The organism is Brevibacillus parabrevis (assembly GCF_003710905.1).
Lineage (GTDB): Bacteria > Bacillota > Bacilli > Brevibacillales > Brevibacillaceae > Brevibacillus > Brevibacillus parabrevis.
Map to the genome: position 1 here is coordinate 12,577 of NZ_RHHV01000023.1, position 25,150 is coordinate 37,726.

At 52.7% G+C, this 25,150-nt stretch carries 30 protein-coding genes; 4 read left to right on the forward strand and 26 right to left on the reverse strand.

What is annotated here, in order from left to right; translation table 11 throughout:
• Positions 1–238: 238 nt before the first annotated feature.
• From tsaD to EDM60_RS26080, 6 genes are all read right to left on the reverse strand, one after another.
• Positions 239–1,327, reverse strand: coding sequence for a tRNA (adenosine(37)-N6)-threonylcarbamoyltransferase complex transferase subunit TsaD (gene tsaD, locus EDM60_RS26055; protein WP_122966565.1), 1,089 nt, complete (start codon positions 1,325–1,327; stop codon positions 239–241).
• The gene (gene rimI / locus EDM60_RS26060; RefSeq protein WP_122966566.1) at positions 1,327–1,782 is read right to left on the reverse strand and encodes a ribosomal protein S18-alanine N-acetyltransferase; all 456 of its coding nucleotides are present in this window, start codon (positions 1,780–1,782) and stop codon (positions 1,327–1,329) included. Before rimI ends, tsaD begins: the two co-directional genes overlap by 1 nt.
• Before the next feature lie 4 nt (positions 1,783–1,786).
• The gene (gene tsaB / locus EDM60_RS26065; protein WP_122966567.1) at positions 1,787–2,509 is read right to left on the reverse strand and encodes a tRNA (adenosine(37)-N6)-threonylcarbamoyltransferase complex dimerization subunit type 1 TsaB; all 723 of its coding nucleotides are present in this window, start codon (positions 2,507–2,509) and stop codon (positions 1,787–1,789) included.
• Positions 2,490–2,960 (reverse strand): tRNA (adenosine(37)-N6)-threonylcarbamoyltransferase complex ATPase subunit type 1 TsaE, encoded by a 471-nt coding sequence (gene tsaE, locus EDM60_RS26070; protein WP_122966568.1) that lies wholly within the window; start codon positions 2,958–2,960, stop codon positions 2,490–2,492. Before tsaE ends, tsaB begins: the two co-directional genes overlap by 20 nt.
• 16 nt (positions 2,961–2,976) lie before the next feature.
• Complete coding sequence (gene thiL / locus EDM60_RS26075; RefSeq protein WP_122966569.1) at positions 2,977–4,008, reverse strand: thiamine-phosphate kinase; 1,032 nt, start codon at positions 4,006–4,008, stop codon at positions 2,977–2,979.
• Between the two features lie 80 nt (positions 4,009–4,088).
• The gene (locus EDM60_RS26080) at positions 4,089–4,547 is read right to left on the reverse strand and encodes a SprT family protein (RefSeq protein WP_122966570.1); all 459 of its coding nucleotides are present in this window, start codon (positions 4,545–4,547) and stop codon (positions 4,089–4,091) included.
• 110 nt (positions 4,548–4,657) lie between these two features.
• Here EDM60_RS26080 and EDM60_RS26085 point away from each other — a divergent pair, with 110 nt between their 5' ends.
• Both EDM60_RS26085 and cmpA read left to right on the forward strand, forming a co-directional pair.
• Positions 4,658–4,993 (forward strand): hydrolase/acyltransferase, encoded by a 336-nt coding sequence (locus tag EDM60_RS26085; protein WP_122966571.1) that lies wholly within the window; start codon positions 4,658–4,660, stop codon positions 4,991–4,993.
• 79 nt (positions 4,994–5,072) lie between these two features.
• Positions 5,073–5,195, forward strand: coding sequence for a cortex morphogenetic protein CmpA (gene cmpA, locus EDM60_RS26090; RefSeq protein WP_122966572.1), 123 nt, complete (start codon positions 5,073–5,075; stop codon positions 5,193–5,195).
• Positions 5,196–5,216: 21 nt separating this feature from the next.
• Here the strand turns inward: cmpA and EDM60_RS26095 are convergent, their stop codons facing one another.
• From EDM60_RS26095 to EDM60_RS26160, 14 genes are all read right to left on the reverse strand, one after another.
• On the reverse strand, positions 5,217–7,379 hold the full coding sequence (locus EDM60_RS26095) for a Tex family protein (protein ID WP_122966573.1): 2,163 nt from the start codon (positions 7,377–7,379) through the stop codon (positions 5,217–5,219).
• Between the two features lie 110 nt (positions 7,380–7,489).
• Positions 7,490–8,287 carry an RNA polymerase sigma factor SigB gene (gene sigB / locus EDM60_RS26100; RefSeq protein WP_122966574.1) on the reverse strand — a complete coding sequence of 266 codons (798 nt, stop codon included), beginning with the start codon at positions 8,285–8,287 and terminating at the stop codon, positions 7,490–7,492.
• Positions 8,256–8,750 carry an anti-sigma B factor RsbW gene (gene rsbW / locus EDM60_RS26105; protein WP_122966575.1) on the reverse strand — a complete coding sequence of 165 codons (495 nt, stop codon included), beginning with the start codon at positions 8,748–8,750 and terminating at the stop codon, positions 8,256–8,258. Before rsbW ends, sigB begins: the two co-directional genes overlap by 32 nt.
• Complete coding sequence (locus tag EDM60_RS26110) at positions 8,750–9,076, reverse strand: anti-sigma factor antagonist (protein WP_063229461.1); 327 nt, start codon at positions 9,074–9,076, stop codon at positions 8,750–8,752. Before EDM60_RS26110 ends, rsbW begins: the two co-directional genes overlap by 1 nt.
• A gap of 25 nt (positions 9,077–9,101) precedes the next feature.
• Positions 9,102–10,103 carry a PP2C family protein-serine/threonine phosphatase gene (locus EDM60_RS26115; protein WP_122966576.1) on the reverse strand — a complete coding sequence of 334 codons (1,002 nt, stop codon included), beginning with the start codon at positions 10,101–10,103 and terminating at the stop codon, positions 9,102–9,104.
• Positions 10,097–10,534, reverse strand: a complete 438-nt coding sequence (locus tag EDM60_RS26120) for an anti-sigma regulatory factor (RefSeq protein WP_122966577.1) — start codon at positions 10,532–10,534, stop codon at positions 10,097–10,099. Before EDM60_RS26120 ends, EDM60_RS26115 begins: the two co-directional genes overlap by 7 nt.
• A gap of 224 nt (positions 10,535–10,758) precedes the next feature.
• Positions 10,759–11,109 (reverse strand): type II toxin-antitoxin system PemK/MazF family toxin, encoded by a 351-nt coding sequence (locus EDM60_RS26125; RefSeq protein ID WP_005830205.1) that lies wholly within the window; start codon positions 11,107–11,109, stop codon positions 10,759–10,761.
• Between the two features lie 3 nt (positions 11,110–11,112).
• Positions 11,113–11,412: a CopG family ribbon-helix-helix protein gene (locus EDM60_RS26130; RefSeq protein WP_025845698.1), complete on the reverse strand. Its 300-nt coding sequence runs from the start codon at positions 11,410–11,412 to the stop codon at positions 11,113–11,115.
• A 178-nt stretch (positions 11,413–11,590) separates the two neighbouring features.
• Positions 11,591–12,793 (reverse strand): alanine racemase, encoded by a 1,203-nt coding sequence (alr, locus tag EDM60_RS26135; protein WP_122966578.1) that lies wholly within the window; start codon positions 12,791–12,793, stop codon positions 11,591–11,593.
• Positions 12,794–12,795: 2 nt separating this feature from the next.
• A complete protein-coding gene (locus EDM60_RS26140) occupies positions 12,796–13,236 on the reverse strand; it encodes a hypothetical protein (RefSeq protein ID WP_122966579.1) in 441 nt (146 codons plus the stop codon).
• A gap of 221 nt (positions 13,237–13,457) precedes the next feature.
• Positions 13,458–14,906 carry a coiled-coil domain-containing protein gene (locus EDM60_RS26145; protein ID WP_122966580.1) on the reverse strand — a complete coding sequence of 483 codons (1,449 nt, stop codon included), beginning with the start codon at positions 14,904–14,906 and terminating at the stop codon, positions 13,458–13,460.
• Between the two features lie 198 nt (positions 14,907–15,104).
• Positions 15,105–16,142 (reverse strand): outer membrane lipoprotein-sorting protein, encoded by a 1,038-nt coding sequence (locus tag EDM60_RS26150; protein WP_122966581.1) that lies wholly within the window; start codon positions 16,140–16,142, stop codon positions 15,105–15,107.
• Between the two features lie 242 nt (positions 16,143–16,384).
• Positions 16,385–16,771 carry a holo-ACP synthase gene (gene acpS / locus EDM60_RS26155; protein ID WP_122966582.1) on the reverse strand — a complete coding sequence of 129 codons (387 nt, stop codon included), beginning with the start codon at positions 16,769–16,771 and terminating at the stop codon, positions 16,385–16,387.
• Positions 16,772–16,889: 118 nt separating this feature from the next.
• A complete protein-coding gene (locus tag EDM60_RS26160) occupies positions 16,890–17,057 on the reverse strand; it encodes a gamma-type small acid-soluble spore protein (RefSeq protein WP_063229453.1) in 168 nt (55 codons plus the stop codon).
• A gap of 217 nt (positions 17,058–17,274) precedes the next feature.
• On the opposite strand from EDM60_RS26160, the gene EDM60_RS26165 reads away from it, so the two are divergent.
• Positions 17,275–17,526 (forward strand): glutaredoxin family protein, encoded by a 252-nt coding sequence (locus tag EDM60_RS26165; RefSeq protein ID WP_122966583.1) that lies wholly within the window; start codon positions 17,275–17,277, stop codon positions 17,524–17,526.
• Positions 17,527–17,547: 21 nt separating this feature from the next.
• Here EDM60_RS26165 and EDM60_RS26170 read toward each other — a convergent pair whose 3' ends face one another.
• The 6 genes from EDM60_RS26170 to pstB form a co-directional block, all read right to left on the reverse strand.
• Complete coding sequence (locus EDM60_RS26170) at positions 17,548–17,880, reverse strand: ArsR/SmtB family transcription factor (protein WP_063229451.1); 333 nt, start codon at positions 17,878–17,880, stop codon at positions 17,548–17,550.
• A 95-nt stretch (positions 17,881–17,975) separates the two neighbouring features.
• Entirely contained in the window at positions 17,976–19,613 is a 1,638-nt protein-coding gene (locus tag EDM60_RS26175) for a GMC family oxidoreductase (protein ID WP_229049803.1), read from the reverse strand.
• Complete coding sequence (locus tag EDM60_RS26180) at positions 19,603–20,202, reverse strand: gluconate 2-dehydrogenase subunit 3 family protein (protein ID WP_122966584.1); 600 nt, start codon at positions 20,200–20,202, stop codon at positions 19,603–19,605. Before EDM60_RS26180 ends, EDM60_RS26175 begins: the two co-directional genes overlap by 11 nt.
• 6 nt (positions 20,203–20,208) lie before the next feature.
• Complete coding sequence (locus EDM60_RS26185) at positions 20,209–20,601, reverse strand: hypothetical protein (RefSeq protein WP_063229449.1); 393 nt, start codon at positions 20,599–20,601, stop codon at positions 20,209–20,211.
• A 161-nt stretch (positions 20,602–20,762) separates the two neighbouring features.
• The gene (locus EDM60_RS26190; RefSeq protein ID WP_122966585.1) at positions 20,763–22,049 is read right to left on the reverse strand and encodes an arsenic transporter; all 1,287 of its coding nucleotides are present in this window, start codon (positions 22,047–22,049) and stop codon (positions 20,763–20,765) included.
• Between the two features lie 76 nt (positions 22,050–22,125).
• Positions 22,126–22,878, reverse strand: a complete 753-nt coding sequence (gene pstB / locus EDM60_RS26195) for a phosphate ABC transporter ATP-binding protein PstB (RefSeq protein ID WP_122966586.1) — start codon at positions 22,876–22,878, stop codon at positions 22,126–22,128.
• A 211-nt stretch (positions 22,879–23,089) separates the two neighbouring features.
• Here pstB and EDM60_RS26200 point away from each other — a divergent pair, with 211 nt between their 5' ends.
• Complete coding sequence (locus EDM60_RS26200; RefSeq protein ID WP_122966587.1) at positions 23,090–25,117, forward strand: methyl-accepting chemotaxis protein; 2,028 nt, start codon at positions 23,090–23,092, stop codon at positions 25,115–25,117.
• The last annotated feature ends 33 nt before the right edge of the window (positions 25,118–25,150 follow it).

Consider the following 25,150-nt stretch of genomic DNA (forward strand, 5'->3'; position numbering starts at 1 on the left):
GGTTCCTCCTGTTGATAACCAGAAATTTTTATCCACATATTCCACAAAATAATCCACAGGCTATACGTGAATTTCCCGGTCATTTTCTCGTGTTATCACCAGTATTCACAGGGGGCTGTGAGAACAACCCGGAAAGTTATCCTGAACTTGTGGATAATGTCGAAAAAGCTCGATTTCTGGGAGTACGAGGGACGAAAAAAAGCCCATTCCCGGGAATGGACTTTTCGTTTTAAATCGTTTACTGTTCGTTTTCATTCAGCGACAAACCAGGGACGCCGTTCAGATCGAGAGCGGCAAACTGCCCTTTTTCATACTTGATATAGCCTGCTGCCGCGATCATGGCAGCGTTGTCCGTGCAAAGCGAGAGAGGCGGGATGACAAGCGGGATTCCCTCAGACTCGCAACGTGCCTGCAAACGTTCCCGCAGGCCGCGGTTCGCAGCTACGCCGCCTGCCAAAAGCACTTGCTTCGCCTGGCAAGCGCGGACGGCGCGAATCGTTTTTTCCACCAGCACTTCGGTCACCGAGTCCTGGAAGCTCGCGGCCAAATTCGCGGGTTCAATCGTCTCTCCCCGTTGCGCTGCGTTGTGCAACGTGTTGAGCACGGCTGATTTCAGACCGCTAAAGCTGAAATCGTAGGAGTCCGGTTCCAGCCAGGAACGCGGCAACGGGACGTTCGGTTCCCCTTCATGCGCGAGTCGGTCAATGTGCGGTCCACCCGGATACGGCATGTTCAGCGCCCGCGCTACCTTGTCATACGCCTCTCCGGCAGCGTCGTCTCGCGTCTCGCCCAAAATTTCGAACTGTCCGTGCCCCTTCATCCAGACAAGCTCCGTATGACCGCCGGAAACAACGAGAGCGATCAACGGAAAGTCCATCTCCTCGACAAGCCGGTTGGCGTAAATATGTCCTGCGATATGATGGACACCGATAAGCGGGATTCCCCTTGCCAGCGAAATAGCTTTTGCCGCCGCTACCCCGACCAGCAGGGCGCCTACAAGACCGGGCCCATACGTTACCGCAATGGCGGAAATGTCCTCCAGCTTCTTGTCTGCCTCAGCCAAAGCTTGCTCAATGGTCAGCGTAATGTTCTCCACATGTCTGCGGGATGCGACCTCCGGCACCACGCCACCAAAGCGCTTGTGGATGTCTGCTTGTGAAGCGATGACATTGGACAGCACCTCGCGGCCATCGCGCACGACAGATGCCGATGTCTCGTCGCAGCTAGTCTCGATTCCTAAAATATACACGGGCGCGCCAGACTTTTTATGCGCCTCATATGCTTCTCGTACGCGCATCTCGTAGCGCGATGTAGTCGTCTTGTTCATTACAAAGTCACCCACATAATGATTGCGTCCTCATTGTTATCTGAATAGTATCTTTTGCGCACGCCATGCTCGCGAAAACCGAGCTTGGTGTACATGTTCCGCGCCACAAGGTTGGATGGACGGACTTCCAGCGTCATGCTTTTCGCCCCAAACATCCTCGCGACTCCCATCATTTTGATCATGAGACCCAGCCCGATTTTTTTCCCGCGGAACAATGGATGGACGGCCACATTGGTAATATGGGCTTCGTCAAGCACGATCCACATGCCGCAGTAAGCGACGATCCGGTTCTGGTGGACAACGACGACATAACGGGCGTTCGGGTTCTTCGTCAGCTCATTGACGAATGCGTCGTGCGGCCAAGGAGTGGAAAACGACAGTCGCTCCAATTCAGCCACAGCCCCGACGTCCTGCATCGTCATGAAACGATATTCCAAATCGATTGGTTGGCTCATCCTTCTACTCCTTTACGGCCCCCGCCTGCTTTTGGGCAAGCCACTTCGCTTCGGCTTCCGCCAGTTGCAAATACTCGGGCACTAGCTCGTGCGCACTGCCCGCTTGCTGCAGTCGGCGCAATGCCACGTATCCGATATGAGCGGCACGAGGGTGATTGGATGCGGGAGACGCAAAGCGGGCCTGCTCTCCCAGTTCTTGTGCAATCGCTTCCCGGTGAATCCGCACATCTTCGCCCAGAAAAAGAATCGGCTGTCCTTGAGCCATATCCCTGAGCTGGGGCAACCAGTCCTGGAGCAAGATGATTTTTTCATCCCCCTGCACGTCAACCGCGTCCAGACCGTTCGCGCGGTAGCAGCCTGTGTACACCTGTCCCCGGCGAGCGTCGAACAACGGTACGATCAACCCGGGAAAGCCCAAAGCATTCATAGCCACTACTTCCAGGCTGGAAACGCCGATGACTGGCACGTTCAACGACCATGCCATGCTTTTGGCCGTAGCCACTCCAATGCGCACTCCCGTATAGGAGCCTGGTCCATTCGCTACTCCAAAGCCGCCAAGCTGCTCAGGAGAGGTTCCGGTCGCATCCAGCAACTCGCTTACGCAGTCCATCAGCCGAATCGAATGGTTTTTTTGCTGATTCGTCGTCATTTCGGCAAGGACGCGTTCTTCCTCCACCACCGCTACACTTAACACCAGATTGGATGTATCAATCGCCAGTACGCGCATCAAAATCAAACTCCTCACACAATTTCACGTAACGCTCTCCCTTGGGACACAGCTCGATGCTTCGCTCATCCTCGCCAGATGTTCGCAGGAAAACCGTCAGCCGATCCGCCGGCAAGTAATCCTCAAGCAAGGAGGCCCACTCGACGACACAGACTCCCTCGCCAAAAAAGTAATCGTCCAGCCCAAGCGAATCAGGATCATCCCCTACCCGGTAGACGTCCATATGATAAAGCGGCAAGCGCCCCTGATATTCTTTTATGATCGTAAACGTCGGACTGTTCACTACTTGGCGAACGCCAAGCCCTCGTGCAAGCCCTTGGGTAAACGTCGTCTTTCCGGCCCCCAGATCGCCTTCCAGCGCCAAAAAGTCACTCGGGGCCAGACACTGTGCCAGTTGCTCTGCAAAACGCTGCGTTTCCTGCGCGCCTGCAAGCTTCCAGATATAGCCCATTTTATCCACTCCTCGCTTACTCGCGCCGCTTGAAATGATTGTAGCCTGCTTTCGGCAGAGCCGTTCGGCTTTCGCCAGTCCGCAGCGACAGCTTGGGTGCAGCAGTCTGCTCGGCTTCCACCGCACCGATTACAGAGAACAGGATGCCCGCTGCCGCAAAACGTTCGCGGACGGCATCAACCTCGCTCGCTTCGATTGTTCCGACGAGCTGGTAGTCCTCTCCGCCGTAAAATGCCCACTCCACCGGGTCTTTTCCGAACTGCAAGGCGCAGGCCCGCGCCTCTTCTTCGATCGGGATCAGGGCAGCGTCTACACAAATGCTGACCGAGCTTGCCTCCGCGATTTCCCACAGCTCAGAAGCCAAGCCGTCACTGACATCGTTCAACGCCCCGCAGACACCGGATTCCAGGAGCAGACGCCCAGCTTTTACCTGAGCGACCGGGCGCTGGTGAGCTGCTATCAGTTTCGCCCAACGCCCTGACCATTCAGTCACAGACTGCTGTTCTTGCCGATCTTGTAGCAACACATGCAAACCGGCGGCAGAGCTGCCCACATGTCCTGTTACAAAAACAGCTTGCCCCGCGCGGGCGTGCGAACGCCGAATGGGGCGTCCTTTTTCCACCTCGCCAAGCACGGTGACAGACAAGTGCAACGCATCCGGTGCGGATACCGTATCCCCGCCGATGACTTTCACGCCGTACATGTCACATGCCGCGTAAATTCCATCGTATATGCCCTGGCACTCTTCCGGCGTCCAGTGCGGTGCCACTGCGATGCTGACCAACGCATAGCGGGCGTATCCGCCCATCGCCGCGACGTCGCTTACATTGCTCGTAACGGCTTTGTAGCCGATGTCACTCGGCCGCATCGTTTCTTTTAAAAAGTGAACGGTCTCGACCATCGCGTCACAGCAGGCCACAATTTCCATCTCTGGCGAAGGAGAAAAAACGGCGGCATCATCCCCCAGCCCGACAGTCAAGCCGTCTCCTTCCTGTCCGTCCGAACGGCTCGTCCATTGCCGGATCAGGGAAAATTCGTCATGTGCCACCTCAAGCGCTCCTTTTTTGCATAGTCAGTCCATTATACCTCTCGTGTCAAAATGCACGCAAGAAAGCCGCGTCTCGCTTGCTACTTCAGTTCTCTCAGCTGCAACGTTCCCCGGCATCGTCCGCAGCGGTAGCGGGAAGGGTCCATTCGCCTTTTTCGTTTATACGTCATCCCGCACGAATGGCAGGCAAGCTCGTAGCGATAAGGCATCACCGCTCGTCCGCTTCCTACCTGCTGGCAATACCGGCTGCCGCCGACCTGGGCAAGCAGTCTGCGAAAGTCCTGGTCTATGTGGCGATAGCCTTTCTTCTCCAGATGCAAGTGATAGTGACACAGCTCATGCTTGATGATCGCAATCAGCTCGCCTTCTCCATGCTCCGCCAGATGTTTGGGATTCAATTCAATGTCGTGGGAGCGCAGCAAATACCGTCCGCCTGTCGTGCGCAATCTGCTGTTGAAGCGAGCCCGATGGCGAAATGGCTTGGCGAAAAATTGAGTGGAGATTTGCTCCACCAGCTCTTGCAATTCGGTATCGGTCATGTCCTCTCTAACGCTCCTCTCTCCTTTTCACCATAGCAGTTCCTGTTGAAAAGTGCCAGACAGATAGGCTACACTGGGTGGAAGAAAAGTAGATTGGTTTGGAGGAGCTTATGCGCTATTTGATCTTGCAGGAAAAAGACGGGTTGACGTTCGTTGCGCTGCCTGAAACGCATATGTATCAGCTTGTTGCCCTGTTCAAGCGACTGTACAAGGAAATCGACAAGCTAACCATCGAGGATCGGCCACAGCTGCCGACCGTGCTTGCGGAATGCGCTGACCTGGAGCTTTTGGGAAGCGGACTCGCCGTTGTGGATGGACTCGATTACGTCAGCAGTCTGGAAGAACGCTTTGCCGCACTCCCCGAGAGTCAGTATCCACTGATCTCCTTGTTGACCGAGATTCGCGCTTTACAGGCCCAACTTGAATTTTTGCGCGACGAAGAGTAAGTTTTTTGGAAAATAAGTACCTCCTGATCGTCTTTGTGCATACATTGCCAATAGGCGAATAATTCCAGGAGGTACCTACATGCCCCAATGGATGCGTAAGCAGTTGCAGCGTGCCTTCAACGGGAAGGACATTCGACAAATTCGTTTGCTGAACAGTTGCTGGTTCTTATATTGGGAAAAACATGGCGGCCGTCCCGAGTAGCAGGAGGCCGCCTTTTTATGTTTACGCTTCGCCCGGGGCGATCATGGTCAAGCCCACGCGCTGGCGCTTTTCATCGATTTCGACAACCCACACATCCACGATGTCTCCTACGGTCACAACGTCGAGCGGATGCTTGACGAAGCCTTTTTTCAGCCGGGAAATGTGAACAAGCCCATCGTTTTTCAGACCGATATCCACAAACGCCCCGAAGTCTACCACATTGCGAACCGTTCCTTGCAGCTTCATCCCTACTCCGAGATCGGACAGTTGCAGCACGTCGCTGCGCAAGAGCGGCTTCGGCAGCTCATCGCGGGGGTCGCGTCCCGGACGCAACAGACTCTCGACAATATCCGTGAGCGTCGGAACCCCGATGCCAAGCCGCTCGGCTGTCTTCTCGATATCGAGCGATTGCAGGCGCTCTTTGCAGCGCTCGCTGCCGATTTCGCTCGGCGCAATTTCGATCATCGCCAAAAGCTTGTGCGTAGCCGCGTACGATTCCGGGTGAATCGGGGTCTTGTCCAGCGGATCGCTTCCTCCTGTGATGCGCAAAAAGCCGATGCACTGCTCGTACGTCTTGGCTCCCAGTCGAGGAACTTCCTTCAACTGGCTGCGAGACGAGAACATGCCGATCTCTTCCCGCTTTTTCACGATGTTGCCCGCCACTTGCTTGCTGATTCCCGATACGTACTGCAACAGCGACGAGGATGCTGTGTTGACGTCCACCCCGACGTGGTTTACCGCCGATTCGACGACAAATTGCAAGCTGTCGGCCAATCTCGACTGGGACACGTCATGCTGGTATTGGCCCACGCCAACCGATTTCGGGTCGATCTTGACCAGTTCGGCAAGCGGGTCCTGCAAACGCCGGGCGATCGAGGCAGCACTGCGCTCCGCTACATCGAGGTCCGGAAACTCTTCTTTCGCCAAAGGTGAAGCTGAGTACACCGACGCTCCCGCTTCATTCACGATAATGTACATGACCTGGCGCTTGAGTTCCTTGAGCAGATTGGCAATAAATTGCTCCGTCTCACGCGAGGCCGTACCGTTGCCGATCGCGATGACACTGACATCGTACGTCTCGATCAACTGGCGAACTTTTGCCGCTGCTTCTGCCACTTTGTTTACCGGAGGAGTAGGGTAGACGACCGCTACTTCCAATAGCTTGCCCGTCTCATCGACTACAGCTAATTTACAGCCAGTCCGGAATGCCGGGTCGACCCCGAGAACGACTTTGCCTTTTACCGGAGGCTGCAACAGCAGATTGCGCAAGTTCTCCGCGAAAATGTGGATGGCCCGCTCTTCTGCCGCCTCTGTCAGCTCGGCGCGCACCTCCCGCTCGATCGACGGCGCAATCAAGCGCTTGTACGCGTCCTCGACCGTCTGCTCCATGAGTGAGCGAACGACCGTCTCGCCGGGAACCATCCGCCTTTGCACCCAGGCCAAAATCTCGGCGACTGGCGCTTCTACGGTCACCTTCAGGATGCCTTCGCTCTCTCCCCGGTTGATGGCGAGCACGCGATGGGGCACAACCTTTTTCAAAGGCTCGCTGTATGCGTAATACATCTGGTATACGTTTTTCTCGTCTGCTTCTTCTGCCTTTTGCTCGGTCACCAGCAGCCCTTTTTGCACGGTGCGCTGGCGAACCCACTGGCGGATGTCCGGATCGTCGGAAATGTGTTCGGCAACGATATCCATCGCCCCTTGCAAAGCTTGCTCGATCGTTTCCACGCCTTTTTCGGCATCCACGTATTTTTGTGCTTCCTCTTGCGGATCACCTTTTTTCGGCAGGCTCAACAAGTACGTGGCGAGCGGCTCCAATCCCTTTTCCTTGGCCATCGTCGCTCGCGTGCGGCGCTTTTGCCTGTACGGTCGGTAAAGGTCTTCCACTTCTTGCAGCTTCGTGGCCCGCTCAATTGCCGCCTTCAATTCATCCGTCAGCTTGCCCTGCTCCTCGATGAGCCGGACTACTTCTTCCTTGCGTACTGACAGGTTGCGCAAATAACGCACGCGTTCCTCGATCGCCCGAATTTGCGTTTCATCCAACTGCCCGGTCATTTCCTTTCGGTAGCGGGCAATGAAAGGAACGGTATTGCCTTCATCCAAAAGGGCAACCGTGCGTTCCACCTGATGAGGTTTGACGCCCGTATCCTGGGCGATTGTCTGGATCATCAATGTAAGCTCCATACATTCCTCCTGCGCTCGTACTTCGCCGTTTATTGTACCATATTTGCTAGCAACGTCTGGAAACGGGCAAAAAAAAGAGGTGCACATGCCCCTCCTCCCAAGCTTCCCTGTTAGGTTGCTGTTCTCGCCGTTTCCAGCTGTTCTACCCGCAAAGCCTCTCTCAACTTGCCCAATGCACGACGCTGCAAGCGGGAAATATGCATCTGGGACATGCCCATGATGTCTCCGGCCTGCTTCTGGCTCAAATTTTGATAAAAGGTTAAATGAATGATTTCTTTTTCCCGCTTGTCCAGAACGTGCAGCGCCCGGTCGAGCATCAAGTTTTGTTCGACTTGTCCGTAGCCCACTTCTTGCTGGCCGACGAGATCCAGCAGTGTGATCGTGTTGCCGTCGTTGTCTGCTTCCAGCTCGCTGTCCATGGAAAGGGAATGGTAGCTCCGCCCCATTTCGAGCGTCTCCAATACGGCTTCTTCCGTTACGCCCAGGCAGTTCGCAATATCGGATATTTTCGGCGAACGTTGCAGCTTGGCTGTCAGCTCATCCACAACGCGCTTGATCTTCGGGCTCAATTCTTTTACACGGCGCGGCACGTGCACACTCCACGTCTTGTCCCGGATGTATCGCTTGATTTCTCCGACAATCGTCGGGATCGCAAAGCTTTCAAACGTTCTGTCAAAAGAAGGGTCAAATCGGCGCAGGGACGCAAGCAGCCCGATCATCCCCACCTGGACAAGGTCTTCGTACATGACTTGTCCACGCACAAACTTTTTGGCCAACGTTTCAACTAGCGGAGTATAGGCGGTCACCAACTGCTCCTGCAGGCTTTCGTCCCTTGTCTGCCCATACAGTTGAATGAGCTGCCGGAGCTCCTCCGGACTATACTTCCGTTTCCGAGATTGTCCAGTCATCGCCAGCCACCCCATCCCGCCGAACATACTTGGTCATGGAGACCATCACTCCTGATTCGGAGCGAATCACTACCTCGTCCATCAGTGTGTGGATGAGATAAAGGCCAAGACCTCCTTCATCCAGATCCTCAAGGTTTCTTCCTGCATAAATCGGTGTCAGTTGTTCTGGCAACAGCTCTTCGGCAAATCCTACGCCCTGATCGCTCACCTCGATGCACAGACGATCGGAGCAAACCTGACATTCTATATGGATAAAACCAGCTTCTTCTTTATCCTTGTACGCGTGTTTTACTGCATTCGTGCACGCTTCCCCTACTGCAAGCTTGATATCCTCAATCTCCTCATAGGAAAAGCCCATGCGATTCGCTATCCCCGACACAGTAAGCCTCGCCACGCCCAGGTAATCCGTTTGATTTGGCAAAGTCAACCGAATCCTGTCAGCCAGAGGTTTTTGTTGAGCCATTACTCGCTCTCTCCTTTGCGGACGGCAATATGTTCGTACAAGCCTGTGATGCGAAACAGCCTTTCCACGCGTGGAGACAATTTTTGAACCTCAAACGCGCATCCGTTTTGCTTGCACGCTTTCATGGCCGCGATGAAAATTCCGATTCCTGTGCTGTCCATATACTCGACCGCTTCCAAATCGACCAAAATGCGGCTGGCGCCAGGCTGATTTGCGAGAGACATGAGTGTCTCCTTTACTTTTGGTCCTGTATGGGCGTCAATATCTCCCCCAAGGACCACCAGATGCTCTGCCTCCTGGCTAGTGGTGTTCATGAACAGATCCATCGCCATCTCCCTCCCTTGCATTGCTTCATGTTCTTCGAAGTACAATCATGGTGTAGTCATCCAGCAGTTCAAATTGGGAGAGCGTAAGCAGCCTGTTGTACAGGGCGTTCGCCATTTTTTGGGCATGGACGCCCACTTCGGCTTGCATGTGGAGAATTAACTCATCCCTTTGCAAATAGTATCGGTTTTTTTTGCATTCTGTTACACCATCTGTCAGAAGAATCAGAACATCTCCCGGTTCCAGGCGAACTTCCCGCACTTCGTATTCGCTACTCGGGCATAGCCCCAGTGCTGAGCCTTGTCCTTCCAAATCGGCAAACTTTTTTTCTGAAGCCCGATACAAAAAGCCAGGTTCATGCCCCGCCACAGCATAGCGGAATGAATGGAGCCGCGTATCGTACGCTCCGTAGAGCATCGTTACAAACATGCTCGGATCGATGTTTCGACCGACAATCCGGTTGAGATGGTGCAGCATCTCGTCAGGGCCAAGCGGCATCTCTCGCAAGCTGTCAATCGCGTACTTGAGCATGGACATGCACATCGCTGCGGAAATTCCTTTTCCCGTAATATCCGCAACGCTCAGGCAAAAGCGCTCTTCGTCCTGACAAATAAAGTCGTAATAGTCTCCGGACATTTGCTTCGCTGCTATGCTGACAAGGCCGATCTCCAAACCGGGATAAGCGGGTATTTCTCCAGGCAAAAGCGTCTGCTGCATCGCCTGGGCCACTGCCATCTCCGCTTCCAACTGTTGATGCCTGCTCCGCCAGCTATGTACGGACCGATGTTCGTTGCCGTATTCAATCATTACTTCGGTCAGGATGGAAAAGGACGCACGCACAAATTCCGGGACATCGCCCAGCTTTTCCAATGCCCGCCCATGCATATCTGTCAATTCTTCCGGCGAAATATTGCGGGCGAGCAGCCACTTGCCCATCTGCTGGGCTACGTACAGCTGATCCTCGCCAGGGCCGTTCAGGTAATCCCGAAGAAGCTTTACATACTCTTCCTCCAAGCTTCGGATTACCATTTGTCTCTCCCCTCCTCCAGCGGGCTGTTCCACTTCACGACGACCACTCGCGTTCCTTCTTCTCGGGAGCTGTGGATTTCAAATTCATCCATCATGCGCCTGACTCCTGGCAACCCTGCCCCGAGTGCGCCGGAAGTCGAATAGCCGTCTTCCAAAGCTTTGCGGATATCGGGGATTCCCGGTCCCGCATCTATTGCGGTCATTTGCAAGCCAATCACACCGTTTTTTTCAATCGGCTCAATCGTGATTGTCCCGCTACCTGCGTACAAATAAATGTTACGGGCCAATTCGGAGATGGACGTGGCGATTCGGGACTGCATGATTGTACCGAAGCCGAGCTGTCTCGACATATTTCGCCCCACTTGTCTCGCTGTTACGATGTCTGTTTCTTGTTTGATCTTGATTGTCTCAGGACTACAGCTCTGCCACAATCAAAAAACCCCTTCCGCCCTCACTTAATAGGTAGAAATAAATGAAAATGAATGCGATCGAAGTTTTTTCTCTACCTCGGAAGTAATAGCAAATCGTGTCACTTTTTGTCTACTATTCACAACAAACACATTCGCTACAGACATGGCAATTCCCTGCCCCCACAGCAAAAAAACCACTTGCTTCACCCAAGTGGCTTTTCCTCTCCCAGCGCTTGATTCATTTTTTAGAAATCAATGAGGCCCAAGCTGATTTGTAAAGACTCATTGACCCGATCCATCATCTCGTCATCGAGATGGGTAATCTTATCGGTCAGCCTTTGTTTGTCAATGGTTCGTATTTGTTCCAACAAAATGACGGAGTCACGATCAAATCCATATGTTTTTGCGTCAATTTCCACATGCGTAGGCAGCTTTGCCTTCTGAATTTGCGCCGTAATGGCTGCGACGATGACCGTCGGACTAAATCGATTTCCAATGTCGTTCTGAATGACTAAAACAGGCCGCACGCCTCCTTGCTCAGAGCCAACGACCGGTGACAGGTCCGCGAAAAATACATCGCCACGTTTGACAATCACAGGTCACACCCCGCTAACTAAGCGGACAAGAGTATGGTCAGCCTCTTCCTCAGCGCCAAAAGCCTCCGATGCCATTTTCAGATTAATCTTCGCCATCTCCATATACCCTTTTTGCATTGTCTCCCGGATCGTACGTTTTTTACGCTCCTTCAAATACAAATGCATCGCCTGACGAATAAACTCGCTGCGATTGGATTTCTCCTTTTGAATGACGCCATCCACTTCCTGTAGCAAGTGTTGCGGCAAACTGATCATGATGCGTTTCGTGTTTGACTTCGACAAGACAAATCCACCTCCAACCATGACCGTAACTTCCATCTACCATGCCAGTTCTTGAAAGAACAGCCAGTATGAACAATACCATTATGTCGAAACCATTGCAAAAATATACCTATCCGTAAGCGTTTCAGGCAAAAAAGCCCGCATTTGCGCTTAACTAATATTCGCGCTCCACTAGAAAACTCCTGCTGATTTTTGCTTGCTAGTTATTTACACTTTTTACAGGCACATGCTTCATCGCCAGCGGATGAAACACCTCAGTGATTTCCTTGTTGCGGACATAGACGCGCGGAATCCGGTAATTCAGCATGCAGGGGACTTCATAATTAATCGTTCCAAGCAACTGAGCAACCTCATCCAGAGAGATTTCCTCATCCCCCTGTTTGCCGTATAGAACGATTTCATCGCCGACCTGCCCAGCCTCCGGTTCCAGTCTGATCATGGTTTGATCCATGCAGACTCGCCCTACGATTGGATAGCGGGAACCATTGTACAACACTTCTCCCCGATTGGACAAGAGGCGGGAATACCCATCGGCGTATCCAATGGGCACAGTGGCGATTCGCTCACCTGGTTCTGCCGTATAAGTCGCGCCATAGCTGACCGTAAACGGCTCCACTGCTGTTTTTGCATGGGCAATTTTGGTTTTCAGGGAAAGGGCAGGGACAAGAGTCACGTCCGCACGCTCTTTCATGTACGGTGAAGGATACAATCCGTATAAACCTATGCCTAAACGGATCGTATCATACCCCCAATCGGGAAAAGCGATGGCGGCAGCTGTATTGCAGCAGTGTACTGTGGGCAACTGCTTTCCCGCTGCGCGCAGTGCTTGCAAAAAAGATTGAAACGTCTCGTGTTGTCGTCGCACATGGGTCGTGTCCGGTTCATCCGCGCAGGCAAAGTGGGTGAAAATGCCTGTCCATTCCAGCTTGGGGCTGTCTTCGAGAGCGCCTACCACATCGAGCAACGCCTCTGCTGTCTGGACGCCCAAACGCCCCATGCCTGTGTCCGTTTTTACATGCACGCGGACGGGATCGAGGCCCTTTTGTTCGAGCAGTCGGTTCGCTGCCCGAATCCAGTCCGTGCTGTATGTCGTCAGTTCAACATTCAGTCTGCTGGCACTTTCGAGCGAATCAGTCGGCGTATACCCGAGCACCAAAATCGGCGCTTCGATTCCTGCCTGTCGCAGAATAATCGCTTCATCGAGCATCGCCACCGCCAGAGTGTCGGCACCGCTCGCAAGCGCCTCCCTGGCTACGTGCACAGCGCCGTGTCCGTAACCGTCTGCCTTGACGACAGCCATAATGCCCGTGTTTTTCGGCAAATGGCCGCGGAACGTCTCAACATTGGTCCGGATGGCGTCCAAATCAACCTCAACCCAAGTGTCACGACAAAACGGTTTCATTCCTATCTCCTCTTGTTCCCTTTATTATAGTAACTCAAGCGCTCATTCAACTGATTGAGAAACTGCCTGGAAACCATCAACGATTCTTTTTTGCCTCCCAAGCGATAGAAATGGCGGCCTTCGTAAACCTGCTCCACTTCTGACAAAGGATAGCTCGTTTCTTTTCCGGAGATGCTGACGATCAGGTGAGTCTTCGTCAGCTTGTACACAGGACGCATAATCGACTTGTACAGGAATGGAGCAAGACCGACGACTGCTATGGCAATCGCAATAGCCAACACTTTGAAGGTCGCGTCATTCCTCGGAAAAATTTGTGCGAGAATCATCATCCCCAAAACGAAGGTGATGGTCTCGGCAATCCGCATGCTCCAGCTTTTGCGCAACAGCATGTCCTTGTAGGTCGACTCTTCCTGGTACAATACATCGGTAGACGATTTTTTCATCTTGCTGCATGCCACCTCATTACGGTATAAGTTACCTTGAATGTATCGTGTTTTCCCGGTGCGTGTCAATTCAGGGTTTGTCCTTTTACCTCATGCGTGCACGCAATTACCGCCGCCATGCGGCTAACTGCGGCCTATCCCAGTGTTGTTGGCGGACTGCTCGGCTACGGAAAAAAGCAGGCGAGAAGATTCGCCTGCTCTTTTGTGCGTTCGTTTGCGGACTATTGTTCGCCCGCTTTGTCCTGTTCTGCCTTTTTCTCGCCGTGTCCTCGGAATGCCCCTTTTGTGAAGCTGCCTTCCACCATTTTTTGCACGCGATCTGCTGCGTTTTCGTTCATTTTGTCAGCTTGTTCTTGCGTCAGCTTGCCTGCTGTGACCGCTTCTTTCAGCTTCGCTTCTTGTTGTTCAACCAGCAAAGATACGAGGTCGTCTACCGACACGCCTTGCGCTTCTGCTACTGCTGCCAGCGACTTGCCTGCTTTCAGTTCTTCGCCCAGCTTGTCTGCATCCAGTTTCAGCAAGGAGAGCAGCTCTTCGTTTTTGTCGAAGCCGCCGCCGAAACCGAAACCAAAGCCTTTGCCCGGTCCTCTGTCCTGATGCGTGTTTTGCACCATTTCTTTGACGCGCTCCGCTGCGTTTTCGTTCATTTTGTCAGCTTGTTCTTGCGTCAGCTTGCCTGCTGTGACCGCTTCTTTCAGCTTCGCTTCTTGTTGTTCAACCAGCAAAGATACGAGGTCGTCTACCGACACGCCTTGCGCTTCTGCTACTGCTGCCAGCGACTTGCCTGCTTTCAGTTCTTCGCCCAGCTTGTCTGCATCCAGTTTCAGCAAGGAGAGCAGTTCTTCGTTTTTGTCGAAGCCGCCGCCGAAGCCGAAACCAAAGCCTTTGCCTGGTCCTCTGTCCTGATGCGTGTTTTGCACCATTTCTTTGATGCGCTCCGCTGCGTTTTCGTTCATTTTGTCAGCTTGCTCTTGCGTCAGCTTGCCTGCTGTGACCGCTTCTTTCAGTTTCGCTTCTTGTTGCTCAACCAGCAAAGATACGAGGTCGTCTACCGACACGCCTTGCGCTTCTGCTACTGCTGCCAGCGACTTGCCTGCTTTCAGTTCTTCGCCCAGCTTGTCTGCATCCAGTTTCAGCAAGGAGAGCAGTTCTTCGTTTTTGTCGAAGCCGCCGAAGCCGAAACCAAAGCCTTTGCCCGGGCCTCTGTCCTGATGCGTGTTTTGCACCATTTCTTTGACGCGCTCCGCTGCGTTTTCGTTCATTTTGTCAGCTTGTTCTTGCGTCAACTTGCCTGCTGTTACCGCTTCTTTCAGCTTCGCTTCTTGTTGCTCAACCAGCAAGGACACGAGATCGTCTACCGACACGCCTTGCGCTTCTGCTACTGCTGCCAGCGATTTGCCTGCTTTCAGTTCTTCAGCCAGCTTGTCTGCATCCAGCTTCAACAAGGAGAGCAGTTCTGTGTTTTCTTTGAAGGAGACGCCTTTGATGCCCCCGCCGTGATGATTCATTTTGCCGCCGAAAGCGAATTTCACCTCTGACGGTTTCTCCAATTTTTGCGCTTGCGCCTGTGTTTGTGTTGTATCTGCTGCAAAGGCGCTGCCCAAGCTCCCAATACTCAGAACTGCTGCCATCGTGCCCAAAAGCATTCCCAATTTTGCTTTGCTAAACATATTTGCTCAACCCTTTCACTCGGTGTAGTTATGTACCGCTTCTTCCGGGTACATGCTCAGTCTACACAGGCTATTTTAGATTCCCTTTTGAGAAAAATGGAAAAGTTGCGGGAAAGTAAAGGAGGATTGGTAAGAGACAAAGCTTCGTCTGGACACAACAAAAAGAGGACGGTCATAAGCCGTCCCCTCTCCCTATTTTTATTTCCCGCCGAGACCGTAAGTCGACTGAGCGACATTGACCATCTCTTCTTCTGGCAAATCTCCGGCGATTGTAAATTCGACACCGTCCAGCTCCCATGTGAGCAGTCGTGTTTTTTCACCCGTTTGTGCCAGCACCCCGACTGTGAAGCCGAGATTGACAGGCATGCCTTGTTCATAAGATACGGAAGCTTCTGTCGGACGGGCTTCGATCAGCTTGTAGTTATACGCCCCTTTGTAGTTGAGGATGACTGTCCGCACGCCATCACGCGTCACTGGCTCGATATCGCCCTGCTTGACTCCCTCAGGCACGTAAGTCGGCACGATCACACCGAACTGGCTGTTCGGAAGCTTGGCGACCTGTCCGTTTGCGCCTGCCATCGTTGGAATTGCTGGCAAAGAGCTTGTGCTCATGTTGCGATCTCTGTCAAACGCATCCTTGTCAAAGGTAGGGTTGAACGAAAATTCGGTAAAGTCGATTCGCACCAGTGGCTTCATGCTCGAATCCATAATCTCCGCATGAGTTGGCTTGAAGTCTTCTGTCAGCCAAATCTTTTGCTTGGTGAGCGAGCGATTGCCGCTGTAGTTTGCTTTCACTTCAAAGACGTACTGCTTTTCCTCCATCTTCATTTGACGCTCCGCATCGTCAATAATGCTCTTCGCCAGCGTCTCATACAAATAGAGTGGGCCATTGTTCTCCGGCCAACCGCTCTGGAAGCGGAAGCTTTTGTTCAGGTGCGGAGTCAGGACAAAAACTCCTTCGTTATTGCGCAGAATGATCTGGGTAATTCCACGCTGCTTGGAGGTGAGCGCCACCCGATAATTCGTGGGCTTCTCATACCAGACCTGGACGTCATACTCCATAGGTGTAGAGCCCGTCTGCATAGTCAAAACCGCCTGAGACTTGTATCCGCTCATTTTCCCCAGTGCTCCGTTCAGGTCACTCACCACATCTTCTGGTGTTTTCTGACCGAAGCAACCGCCGAGCATCAACGTAAAGACCAACAATAACACCAGTGGTAAAGCTGCCCTTTTCATTCAATGAACTCCTCCTTGTCAACTTTTTCGACAAAGAAGGGCACCCCTGTCTATTTCCTGGGAAATCTGTCAGTCTTTCGCCTCTTGCAGCGCTCATCGTGTCAAAAAGCTGTACGGGGTACAAAGGACGCGATATCGCTTGATCGGCTGAAGACTTACCCTTCCTGTGTCAGAGCAGGTAGTCCCTCCTGATCTACGCGATATAAATGTATGTCCATCCTCGTCCCAATATGCAGACAAGTTTACAGCTCTTCCACAACCACCTGTGCCATAGCGTGTGTCTGACTGTGCGAAATGCTTACGTGTACACGAATGCGTGCCGGTTCCAGCCTCAGTCGGGTCAGTACATCCGGATTGATCTGCATCAACGGCTTGCCCGTTTCGCTCGGAGTAATTGCCATATCGAGAAAGCTGAGTGCCTGTCCGATCCCCGTCCCGAGTGCTTTTGCCCCGGCTTCTTTGGCCGCGAACCTGCCAGCCACCATCTCCGCCTGCCTGTGCGCCGATTTTCCCGTCAGCAGCTGCTTTTCTTCATCGGTGAGAAAACGGTTGATCGCATTTTCCCTTCGCCCCATCAATGTTGCAACTCGTTCAATCTCTACTATATCCACGCCAATACCGACAATCATGGGCAAAAGCCCTCCCAGCTTGTAGATTCTGCTGTCACAGTACCATCCTCTTCCCCCTTTTTGCAAGCCAAACGAAAAAACCCCCGCAAGATGCGAGGGTTGTTGTTGTCCACAGCTACTACTCAGTAGCTTGACCTGCTTGTTGGCCGGATTTTTGAGCGGATTGTTGGTTTTGACGACGAACTTCCGCTACGTTTGTTTCGCTAGCAAATTCAGTAGCAGTGTTTTGCGCCTGAGCCGCTTGGTTAGCTTTGTTCATTCCTGCTTGCTTGTTTTGTTTAGGCATCGTTCCATTCACCTCCTCGACGTCACTGAATATAATTTGTACCGCCCCCCTCACTCATATCCATCCTAATTTTTCCAGACCGTACAAACTCGCTCCGATTGCTTCTGTCCTGTTTTCACCAGCGAACCGGGGTATCCTATAAGTGCAATACCGCGCAGGAAATCCATAAGCAAGCGCGAATTAAGTGATCGACTACCACTTGAGAGGAGCGTTTTACATGGCTCAAACCGTTATTGTTTACACCCAGACGACATGCGGCCCTTGCCAGGAAGAAAAAATGTGGCTGACATCCCAAAACATCGCTTTTGAAGATAGAGATATCCGCAAAAACGACGCCTTTTTCCAGGAAGCCATCAACCTCGGGGCCAGCATGACTCCCGTTACTTTCATCGAAAAGGAAGGCGGCGAACAGTTTGTCATTCACGGCTTCGACAAGGAAGAATTAAAAAAAGCGCTGGATCTCATCTGATCCAACGCTTCCTAAGACTGATCAGCCGAACGAAGGTTCATCGGCTGATTTTTGTTTGACAATCGGTGACATATCTGGCAAGTGAGACAAAATTTGCTTAACGGCAGGAGAGCATTCTGTATTAACAGAGTAAAATACCCATGGTCCCTTGCGACGCTCTTTGACCAAACCATGTGTCTTTAGCTTAGCTAAGTGCTGGGAAACAGAGGGTTGGGAAGTTTGCAGAATCTCCACGAGATCACGGACACACAGTGATTGGACTTGCAAAAGAGCCATGATCGTCAAGCGCGTCTTGTCACCAAGCAGCTTGTAAACTTCGGATAAAAACAATACCTGCATCAAATCCGTTTCCATACGAACCCACCTTTGCCTTGCATATCTGTTTCCCAGTATACTATATGGCTTATATGATGGGGAAGATATGAACGTAAAAGTTCCTTGAACACTTCTTAAACATCTCGCTGCTGCATCGCTTCGATCAGCTTGTCCGCTGTGCGCGCAGCCAGCGCCATTACTGTGTTTGTCGGGTTGCTGCCACTCGATGTAACGAATGTGGAAGCACCCGCTATGAAAAGATTGGGAATGTCATGAGATTGCCCAAACTCGTTCACAACCGACTGCTCGGGGTTATTCCCCATTCGGCAGCCCCCCATCAAATGAGCGGTATCCGAGACGACATGCTCCGGCTTTCCGCCCATCGCTTCCATGATCCGGTTCATCTGCCCGATGGCATGCTGGTACAGCTTGCGGTCGTTTTCCTGATAGCTGAAAGTGACTTTCGGTATCGGCATCCCGTTTTCATCTTTTTCCCCGCTAAGCGTAACGGCATTGTCAGGATGAGGGAGCACTTCCCCTACCAGCGTAATTCGCGCATACATGTTGTAATCAAGCATCGTTTCCCGCAGTTGTTTGCCCCACAAAAAGGTTTTGTCTTCCCGCTCCGTCGCGATTGCTCCCGCCATGCCGACTGGTCTTGATCCATGCGCACTCAGCGTGTACCCTCTGGCGAAGCCGCGCTCCCGCTCCGTCTCATAAAAGTGCTGGGTCAAGGCAAGCACTGGCGTTCCTTTGTACAGGCGCACTTCTTCCGGGAGCCGCCCGTAGACGTCATGACTTGAATGAGGCATGATCGCTTTGCCTACCCAGCCGCTGGAATTGGCCAATCCTTGGGGGAACCGCGATGTCGCCGAGTTCAACAGCAAGCGTGGCGTTTCCACAACAAAACCGGCGAGAATAACGACCCGCGCCATCTGCCGATGCATCAGCCCCTGATGGGAAAACAACACTCCGCTGACTCGGTCGCCCGCCATCAATATTTCCGTGACCGTGCAGTCAGACAATACTTCCGCTCCTTCTGCGATCGCCTTTGGAATATGATGAATCAGACCACTGTACTTGGCATTCGGCATACAGCCCTGGTTGCAAAAGCCGCGGTTGATACAGGGCGGACGTCCGTCAAACGGAGCCGATAAAATCGCGAGGGGGGCAACTACGCTTTCGATCCCCAGCTTGTCGCAGCCTTCCCGGAACAATTGGGCGTTGGCGCTGATCGGTTCGCGAACCGGGTAAGGATACGGCCCCTGAAAAGCTCCCCACGGAAAATGATGCGGGCCTGACACGGCAATTTCCCGCTCGATCTTGTCGTAATACGGAGCCAGGTCATGATAGGTGATCGGCCAGTCTTCCCCGACCCCATCTGCTGTCCGGGTCATAAAATCGCTTTCGTGAAATCGTAAAAATACCCCTGTAAAATGAACGGTGCCTCCGCCGATTCCCCGCCCGGAGTTGTTATGACCCAGCCGCAAAGGGTCGTTTCCCGCAACCAGCCTCGTCTCCTGCCAGGCAAGCCGCTGCATGCTCAACTCGTCGCTGGCAAAGTCGCGCTGCGGGTCCCAGAACGGCCCTGCTTCCAGCACGACCACGCGCAGTCCTGCTTTCGCCAATTCGTACGCCAGCACCCCTCCTGCCGCGCCTGCTCCGACGATGCATACATCTGCTTCTTCCGCGTATTTTCGTACCAGGCCATCCTGGGAGGAACGTGCCCGATCCGCTTCGTTGGGATGCCGCTTCTCGTCGTTATTCGCCATTTGCCTTCGCCTCCCATGGGTCTGTCAATCCTTTTTCCACCCGCACATAACCGCGGGGATAAGCTGGCCCGCCGTAACCGATATCCGACCAGACGAGCGGGTGCGAATAATAGGCTTGCACGGTATCGTGCAGCAGCTTTTTGAAAAAATCGACGGCCGCAGCATGCGTCCACGCCTCTTGCTCCTTCACGCTGCCGCCAGAAATCCGCTTCAACACCTGCTCCTGATCGCCAGCGGAGAGCGCGCCAAACTCGCAACCGAACTCTGCGTGACTCTCAGCTTCCACACCTGCCAGGCCGAGACGATACAGCTGTTTTTTCTCCGGAACACCGACCTTGCGCTGCGATTCTCCGACGGGACTCGCGAGCGACTCATCGATATGCGCCACGACAAAAGTCAGCACCTCCAGCCTGTGGTCGTCTACAAGCACACTCACAATCGCTTGCAGCAAAAGGGCCTCGGCAGGCAGCAAGTAGCTGTGGGCGACCTGCGGCATTTTCCTGGCTCCAACAATTTGTCGCGTGTGAACATCCCAATTGGCGTGCTCTTCCCACACATCATAGGCAGGGTAACGTCTGTGCTTTGCCATCTGCCCTCACCCCCAGAACAGGGCCAATAGCCCCAAAGCAGAAATCGCCGTAATGAGCAGAGGAAGAATAACCGGAGGGCCGACCAAAAAATTTTGCGATTGCGAAAATCCGCCTACGCGCTGTTTGACTCCTGCGGCGTGCAGATAAGCCCCGTACACGCCTCCCCCCATGCCGACGAACATCATCAAGGCAAACACCCACCTGAGCCATCCTGCATTCACGAACGACAACACAATAGCGGCAACCGCAAAAATCGGCAGTTCAATCACAGGCACCCACATCGCCCAATGCCGAAAGTTTTGTCTGGAATGAAACAGAGTGACTTGAACGGCAATCAAAATGAACGACAGTCCCGCAAACAAAATAAGCACACGCTCGATCGGCCAGCCCTGCCACATGGAAACATCCTCCTTTTGCTGTATGTTGCGCCTATTTTTCCCTTTGCTTCTGCTGTCCTATTCGAGTAAAAAAGCTATTTTCGGAAAACACCCCTCTTCGCGTCCATAAAAAAACAAGCCTGCTGGTCCAATCGTCAGCAGACTTGCTTTATCCGTTTCTTTTAAAGGATCAGTGTCAGGTACAACCCGAGCAAAGTAATGATGAGAGTTGGCACCGTCAGCACAACCCCTGTGCGAAAATATTGACCCCACGTAATTTTCACGCCTTTGCGGCCCAGTACGTGCAGCCACAGCAAAGTGGCGAGCGAGCCAATCGGCGTTATTTTGGGTCCGAGATCGCTCCCGATGACGTTGGCGTAGATCATCGCTTCGCGGAAGACGCCTTCTGCTTGCGTGCTGCCAATCGCCAAAGCGTTGAACATGACGGTCGGCAAGTTGTTCATGATCGAAGACAAAATGGCGGAAATCAGCCCTGTGCCTAGCGTGGTTGCAAGCAAGCCGCAATCCATGAGCGCAACAAGCGCCGCTTTCACCAAATCCGTAAGCTGCGCATTGTGCAGTCCCCAGACCACTACATACATGCCGATGGAAAAAATGACGACCACCCACGGCGCTTCCTTCATGATCCTGCCCATGGCAATCGCCTTGCTTTTTCGCGAGACGAGGCAAAACACGAGAGCGGCGAGCGCGATGATGAACGAAACAGGCACATGGATCGACTCGCTTAGAAAAAAGCCGAGCAACAGCACGCCGAGAATCGGCCACGCCAGGCGAAACAGTCGCTGATCGCGAATAGCCTCTCCCGGCCGCCGAAGCTGGGACAAATCTACGTGACGCGGGATGCTTTTGCGATAGTACAGAAACAAAACCAACAGGCTGCCGCCGACAGAAAACAAGGTGGGCAAAACCATTTTCAGCGCGTATTCGGCAAAGCCGATGTCGAAATAGTCAGCGGAAACGATGTTGACCAGGTTGCTGACCACAAAAGGCAAGGAACTCGTATCAGCGATGAAGCCGCTCGCCATGACAAATGCCAAAACCATCCCGCCGTCGAGCTTGAGTGCGCGAACCTGGGCGAGTACGATCGGCGTCAGGATCAGCGCTGTTCCGTCATTCGTAAACAAAGCAGACACCAGCGTCCCGAGCAAAATGACGTAGGTGAACATCAAGCGGCCATTTCCTTTTGCCAATCGCGCCATATGCAGGGCGGCCCATTCAAAAAAGCCGATCTCATCCAAAATGAGCGAAATGATGATAATGCCAACCAGGGCAAACGTGGCATTCCAGACGATCGACGTCACTTCCGCCACATCAGCGAGTGACACTACCCCTGTCACAAGAGCCAACACAGCTCCCCCTACCGCCGGATAGCCGATCGACAAACCTTTTGGCTGCCAAATAACCAATGTCAGCGTAACGATAAAAATCAACAATGAAATCCAGACCACCGCGTATGTCTCCCCTCCACGCCAAAAAGAGCGAACCCGCAATCGGTCCGCTCCTCTACCTTACTACAAACTTGCTTTATCCGAAACGGCCAGTAATGTAGTCCTCTGTCCGTTTGTCGCGCGGGTTTTGGAAAATCGTTGGCGTCTGGTCAAATTCCACAAGCTCCCCGTTGAGGAAGAACGCCGTTTTGTCAGAAATTCGCGCTGCTTGCTGCATGTTATGCGTCACGATGACGATCGTATACGTATCTTTCAGCTCTTCCAGCAGCTCCTCGATTTTCGCCGTGGAGATCGGGTCCAGCGCAGAAGTAGGCTCATCCATCAAAATGACTTGCGGCTGGACAGCCAGCGCGCGTGCAATACAGAGACGTTGCTGTTGTCCGCCAGACAGTCCGGTAGCAGGCTTTTTCAACACGTCCTTGACTTCGTCCCACAAAGCAGCGGCCTTGAGACTGTTCTCCACGATCTCGTCGAGCTTGTGGCGATCCATCATGCCGTGAAGTCTCGGTCCGTAAGTGACATTGTCGTAAATGCTTTTCGGAAACGGATTCGGATGCTGGAACACCATTCCGATATTTTTACGCAACCGCTCGACTTCCACGCTGGAACTGTAAATGTCTTCATCAAACACCTTTACAACTCCGGTGATTTTGGTGTTCGGAACAGAGTCGTTCATCCGGTTCAACGTGCGCAAAAACGTAGACTTCCCGCAGCCGGACGGCCCGATCAAAGCTGTAATGGAATTTGGCTCAACATCAAGATTTATATGATAGAGGGCTTGTTTGTTACCGTAGAAGAGATTTAACTCTCTTACCGAAATAACACTCATGCTTTCCTTCGCTCCTTCGCGGTTGTAGCATCTGATTACTCAACCACTATAGCTCGCCAATGTTATGCTTTGATGAGGACTATATTAAGTTTCCATAAAGTTTTAAAGCTAGGTAAAGTTATGGTAAATGTTTCTTGCAAACCATATACGCCCCCAATAGTACACCCTACAATAAAGCTGAACGTTTTGTCGAATAAGGGGAGAGCATGTAATGCCGAGAAAAAAACGTATATTGGGCAACGCGTCGTTTCATTACCGATCGATTTTTACCAGATTGTTTTTCGGGATTTTGACTATGGTAGTCAGCATGATGGCCATTGCCGCATTCTTTATCAGTTATCAATCGGAAAGCACACTCAATGAAAAAACGAAGCAGCAGCTCTTCGATGCATCCGGGTCTGCCTTGCAGGAAGTGAACAGCCGCGTACAGTCAATCATCACCGCTCTTTCCTCCTATGCTTCTACTTACAAAAACAGCAAAATCACAAACAGTCAGAGCTTCGGCATCTTTACCGACATGGTTAACAGCAATCCGACGATTTCGGAAATTCAGGTCGTTACAGCAGATGGGCGTTACTTGACCTTCCCAGGCTCCCCGCTGGACAGCTCTTATGATCCGCGGGCAGCAGACTGGTACAAAGGAGCGTGGGACAAGCCAACCGCTTTTGTTTCGGACGTGTTTCAATTTTCCGCAACCGAGTTTCCCAAAATCGCCGTGTCGATGGCTTTGCGCAACGACGAGGAAGAACCTGTCGGGGTAGTCGTAGCGTTCGTCTCCGTGCCAAAGCTCAGCGAGTCGATTGGACAAATCAAGCTGGGAAATACCGGGTACGCGATGATTGTCGATCAGCAAGGGAAGCTGCTCGCTCACCCGGATAAAACGTACGCCTTGCAGCGCCCCCTGCTCACGGAGCTGCCCGTCGTCTCCAATGTGATCGCAGGCAAGTCAGGCTTTGATTCGTTCCATATAAACGGCATGGATGCGTTCGCTGCCTACAAGTTCGACCCGGCGCTCAAATGGGGAATGATCGTCGTTCAATCCGTATCAGAGGTCAAGCAGGAGGTCCGCCGCTTGCAACTGACGATTCTGGTCATCTCGCTCGTCGGTCTGATTTCACTGGCTTTGCTGCTCTATTTGTACGTTCGCAAAATTATCAAGCCCGTCAAAGAAGTCCAGCAAAAAATGACGGCTTTCAGCGAAGGCGACTTGTTCCAGACGATGCACGTCCAAACCAATGATGAAATCAGACAGCTCGCCGACAGCTTCAACCGGATGAGCGGACAGATCAGAACGATCATCGGCAAAATCCAGTACGTCATTTCCGATGTCAAACAGGTGGCCGAGCATGTCGGAACAGGCTCGCGACACTCCCACGCCATGCAGACAGAGGTCGTCTCCGTCACGGAGCGACTCGCCCTGGAAATGGACAACCAGCAAGCCCAAATCGATGATATTCACCAAACTATGGCAGACATCACGCAAGAGTTGGGCCGCGTCACCCAATCGATGGAAACAGCGATCATGCAAAATCAGAAATCGCGGGAACAAAGCGCCAAAGCCGCAACCTCAATCGCCCTGTTAAAAGACAACATGCAAAAAATCTCGACGGATATGAAAGCATCCCTTCAGGCGATGGGTTCGATGCGAGAAAGCATGGATGACATTCGGGACATTCTCGGCTGGATTTCCTCCATCTCGCAGCGCACCAGACTGTTGTCTTTCAACGCCCGGATTGAAGCATCGCGAGCTGGTCAGGCTGGACTCGGCTTCGGCATCGTGGCTGACGAAATCCGCCTGTTGTCGGAGCAAACCGAGGAGGCCACTACTCGCATCCAACACGTCATCACGTCCGGCGAGAACCGGATGGAGCGCGTAGAAGCTTGTCTGGCAACTACCGATCACGCGACCGTCGACGGGATTCACACATTGCATCAGGCGACAGATATTTTCCAGCAGACGATCTCGATCAGCGAAGTTTTGACGACGCAGTTTGAAGCGATCAGGCAGTTGGCCGAAACGATCTCCAGTCAAAGCCAGGTCATTTTCCGGCGCGTCGACAGCCTCGCGGATTCCGCTCAGGAAGTGGTTGCCGGCACCCAGCAAGCCGTCGCCGCCAATCAGGAAAGTCTCTCGCTGTCTGAGCAGTTCCTGCACGATTCAGAGCGACTCGCTGGCATCGTAGAAGATTTGGAGCACGAAATCCGGTTTTTCCGGGCAGTAGAAAAGCCTTCTGCATAGAAGGCTTTTTTTGTTGCCTGTTTTGCTGTCTAG

Excerpts from the sequence above, each read along its gene's own strand:
- tsaD (WP_122966565.1), bottom strand. The coding sequence starts at position 1,327 with ATGAACAAGACGACTACATCGCGCTACGAGATGCGCGTACGAGAAGCA.
- rimI (WP_122966566.1), bottom strand. The coding sequence starts at position 1,782 with ATGAGCCAACCAATCGATTTGGAATATCGTTTCATGACGATGCAGGAC.
- tsaB (WP_122966567.1), bottom strand. The coding sequence starts at position 2,509 with ATGCGCGTACTGGCGATTGATACATCCAATCTGGTGTTAAGTGTAGCG.
- tsaE (WP_122966568.1), bottom strand. The coding sequence starts at position 2,960 with ATGGGCTATATCTGGAAGCTTGCAGGCGCGCAGGAAACGCAGCGTTTT.
- EDM60_RS26080 (WP_122966570.1), bottom strand. The coding sequence starts at position 4,547 with ATGACCGATACCGAATTGCAAGAGCTGGTGGAGCAAATCTCCACTCAA.
- EDM60_RS26085 (WP_122966571.1), top strand. The coding sequence starts at position 4,658 with ATGCGCTATTTGATCTTGCAGGAAAAAGACGGGTTGACGTTCGTTGCG.
- cmpA (WP_122966572.1), top strand. The coding sequence starts at position 5,073 with ATGCCCCAATGGATGCGTAAGCAGTTGCAGCGTGCCTTCAACGGGAAG.
- EDM60_RS26095 (WP_122966573.1), bottom strand. The coding sequence starts at position 7,379 with ATGGAGCTTACATTGATGATCCAGACAATCGCCCAGGATACGGGCGTC.
- sigB (WP_122966574.1), bottom strand. The coding sequence starts at position 8,287 with ATGACTGGACAATCTCGGAAACGGAAGTATAGTCCGGAGGAGCTCCGG.
- rsbW (WP_122966575.1), bottom strand. The coding sequence starts at position 8,750 with ATGGCTCAACAAAAACCTCTGGCTGACAGGATTCGGTTGACTTTGCCA.
- EDM60_RS26110 (WP_063229461.1), bottom strand. The coding sequence starts at position 9,076 with ATGGATCTGTTCATGAACACCACTAGCCAGGAGGCAGAGCATCTGGTG.
- EDM60_RS26115 (WP_122966576.1), bottom strand. The coding sequence starts at position 10,103 with ATGGTAATCCGAAGCTTGGAGGAAGAGTATGTAAAGCTTCTTCGGGAT.
- EDM60_RS26130 (WP_025845698.1), bottom strand. The coding sequence starts at position 11,412 with ATGGTTGGAGGTGGATTTGTCTTGTCGAAGTCAAACACGAAACGCATC.
- alr (WP_122966578.1), bottom strand. The coding sequence starts at position 12,793 with ATGAAACCGTTTTGTCGTGACACTTGGGTTGAGGTTGATTTGGACGCC.
- EDM60_RS26140 (WP_122966579.1), bottom strand. The coding sequence starts at position 13,236 with ATGAAAAAATCGTCTACCGATGTATTGTACCAGGAAGAGTCGACCTAC.
- EDM60_RS26145 (WP_122966580.1), bottom strand. The coding sequence starts at position 14,906 with ATGTTTAGCAAAGCAAAATTGGGAATGCTTTTGGGCACGATGGCAGCA.
- EDM60_RS26150 (WP_122966581.1), bottom strand. The coding sequence starts at position 16,142 with ATGAAAAGGGCAGCTTTACCACTGGTGTTATTGTTGGTCTTTACGTTG.
- acpS (WP_122966582.1), bottom strand. The coding sequence starts at position 16,771 with ATGATTGTCGGTATTGGCGTGGATATAGTAGAGATTGAACGAGTTGCA.
- EDM60_RS26160 (WP_063229453.1), bottom strand. The coding sequence starts at position 17,057 with ATGCCTAAACAAAACAAGCAAGCAGGAATGAACAAAGCTAACCAAGCG.
- EDM60_RS26165 (WP_122966583.1), top strand. The coding sequence starts at position 17,275 with ATGGCTCAAACCGTTATTGTTTACACCCAGACGACATGCGGCCCTTGC.
- EDM60_RS26170 (WP_063229451.1), bottom strand. The coding sequence starts at position 17,880 with ATGGAAACGGATTTGATGCAGGTATTGTTTTTATCCGAAGTTTACAAG.
- EDM60_RS26175 (WP_229049803.1), bottom strand. The coding sequence starts at position 19,613 with ATGGCGAATAACGACGAGAAGCGGCATCCCAACGAAGCGGATCGGGCA.
- EDM60_RS26180 (WP_122966584.1), bottom strand. The coding sequence starts at position 20,202 with ATGGCAAAGCACAGACGTTACCCTGCCTATGATGTGTGGGAAGAGCAC.
- EDM60_RS26185 (WP_063229449.1), bottom strand. The coding sequence starts at position 20,601 with ATGTGGCAGGGCTGGCCGATCGAGCGTGTGCTTATTTTGTTTGCGGGA.
- pstB (WP_122966586.1), bottom strand. The coding sequence starts at position 22,878 with ATGAGTGTTATTTCGGTAAGAGAGTTAAATCTCTTCTACGGTAACAAA.
- EDM60_RS26200 (WP_122966587.1), top strand. The coding sequence starts at position 23,090 with ATGCCGAGAAAAAAACGTATATTGGGCAACGCGTCGTTTCATTACCGA.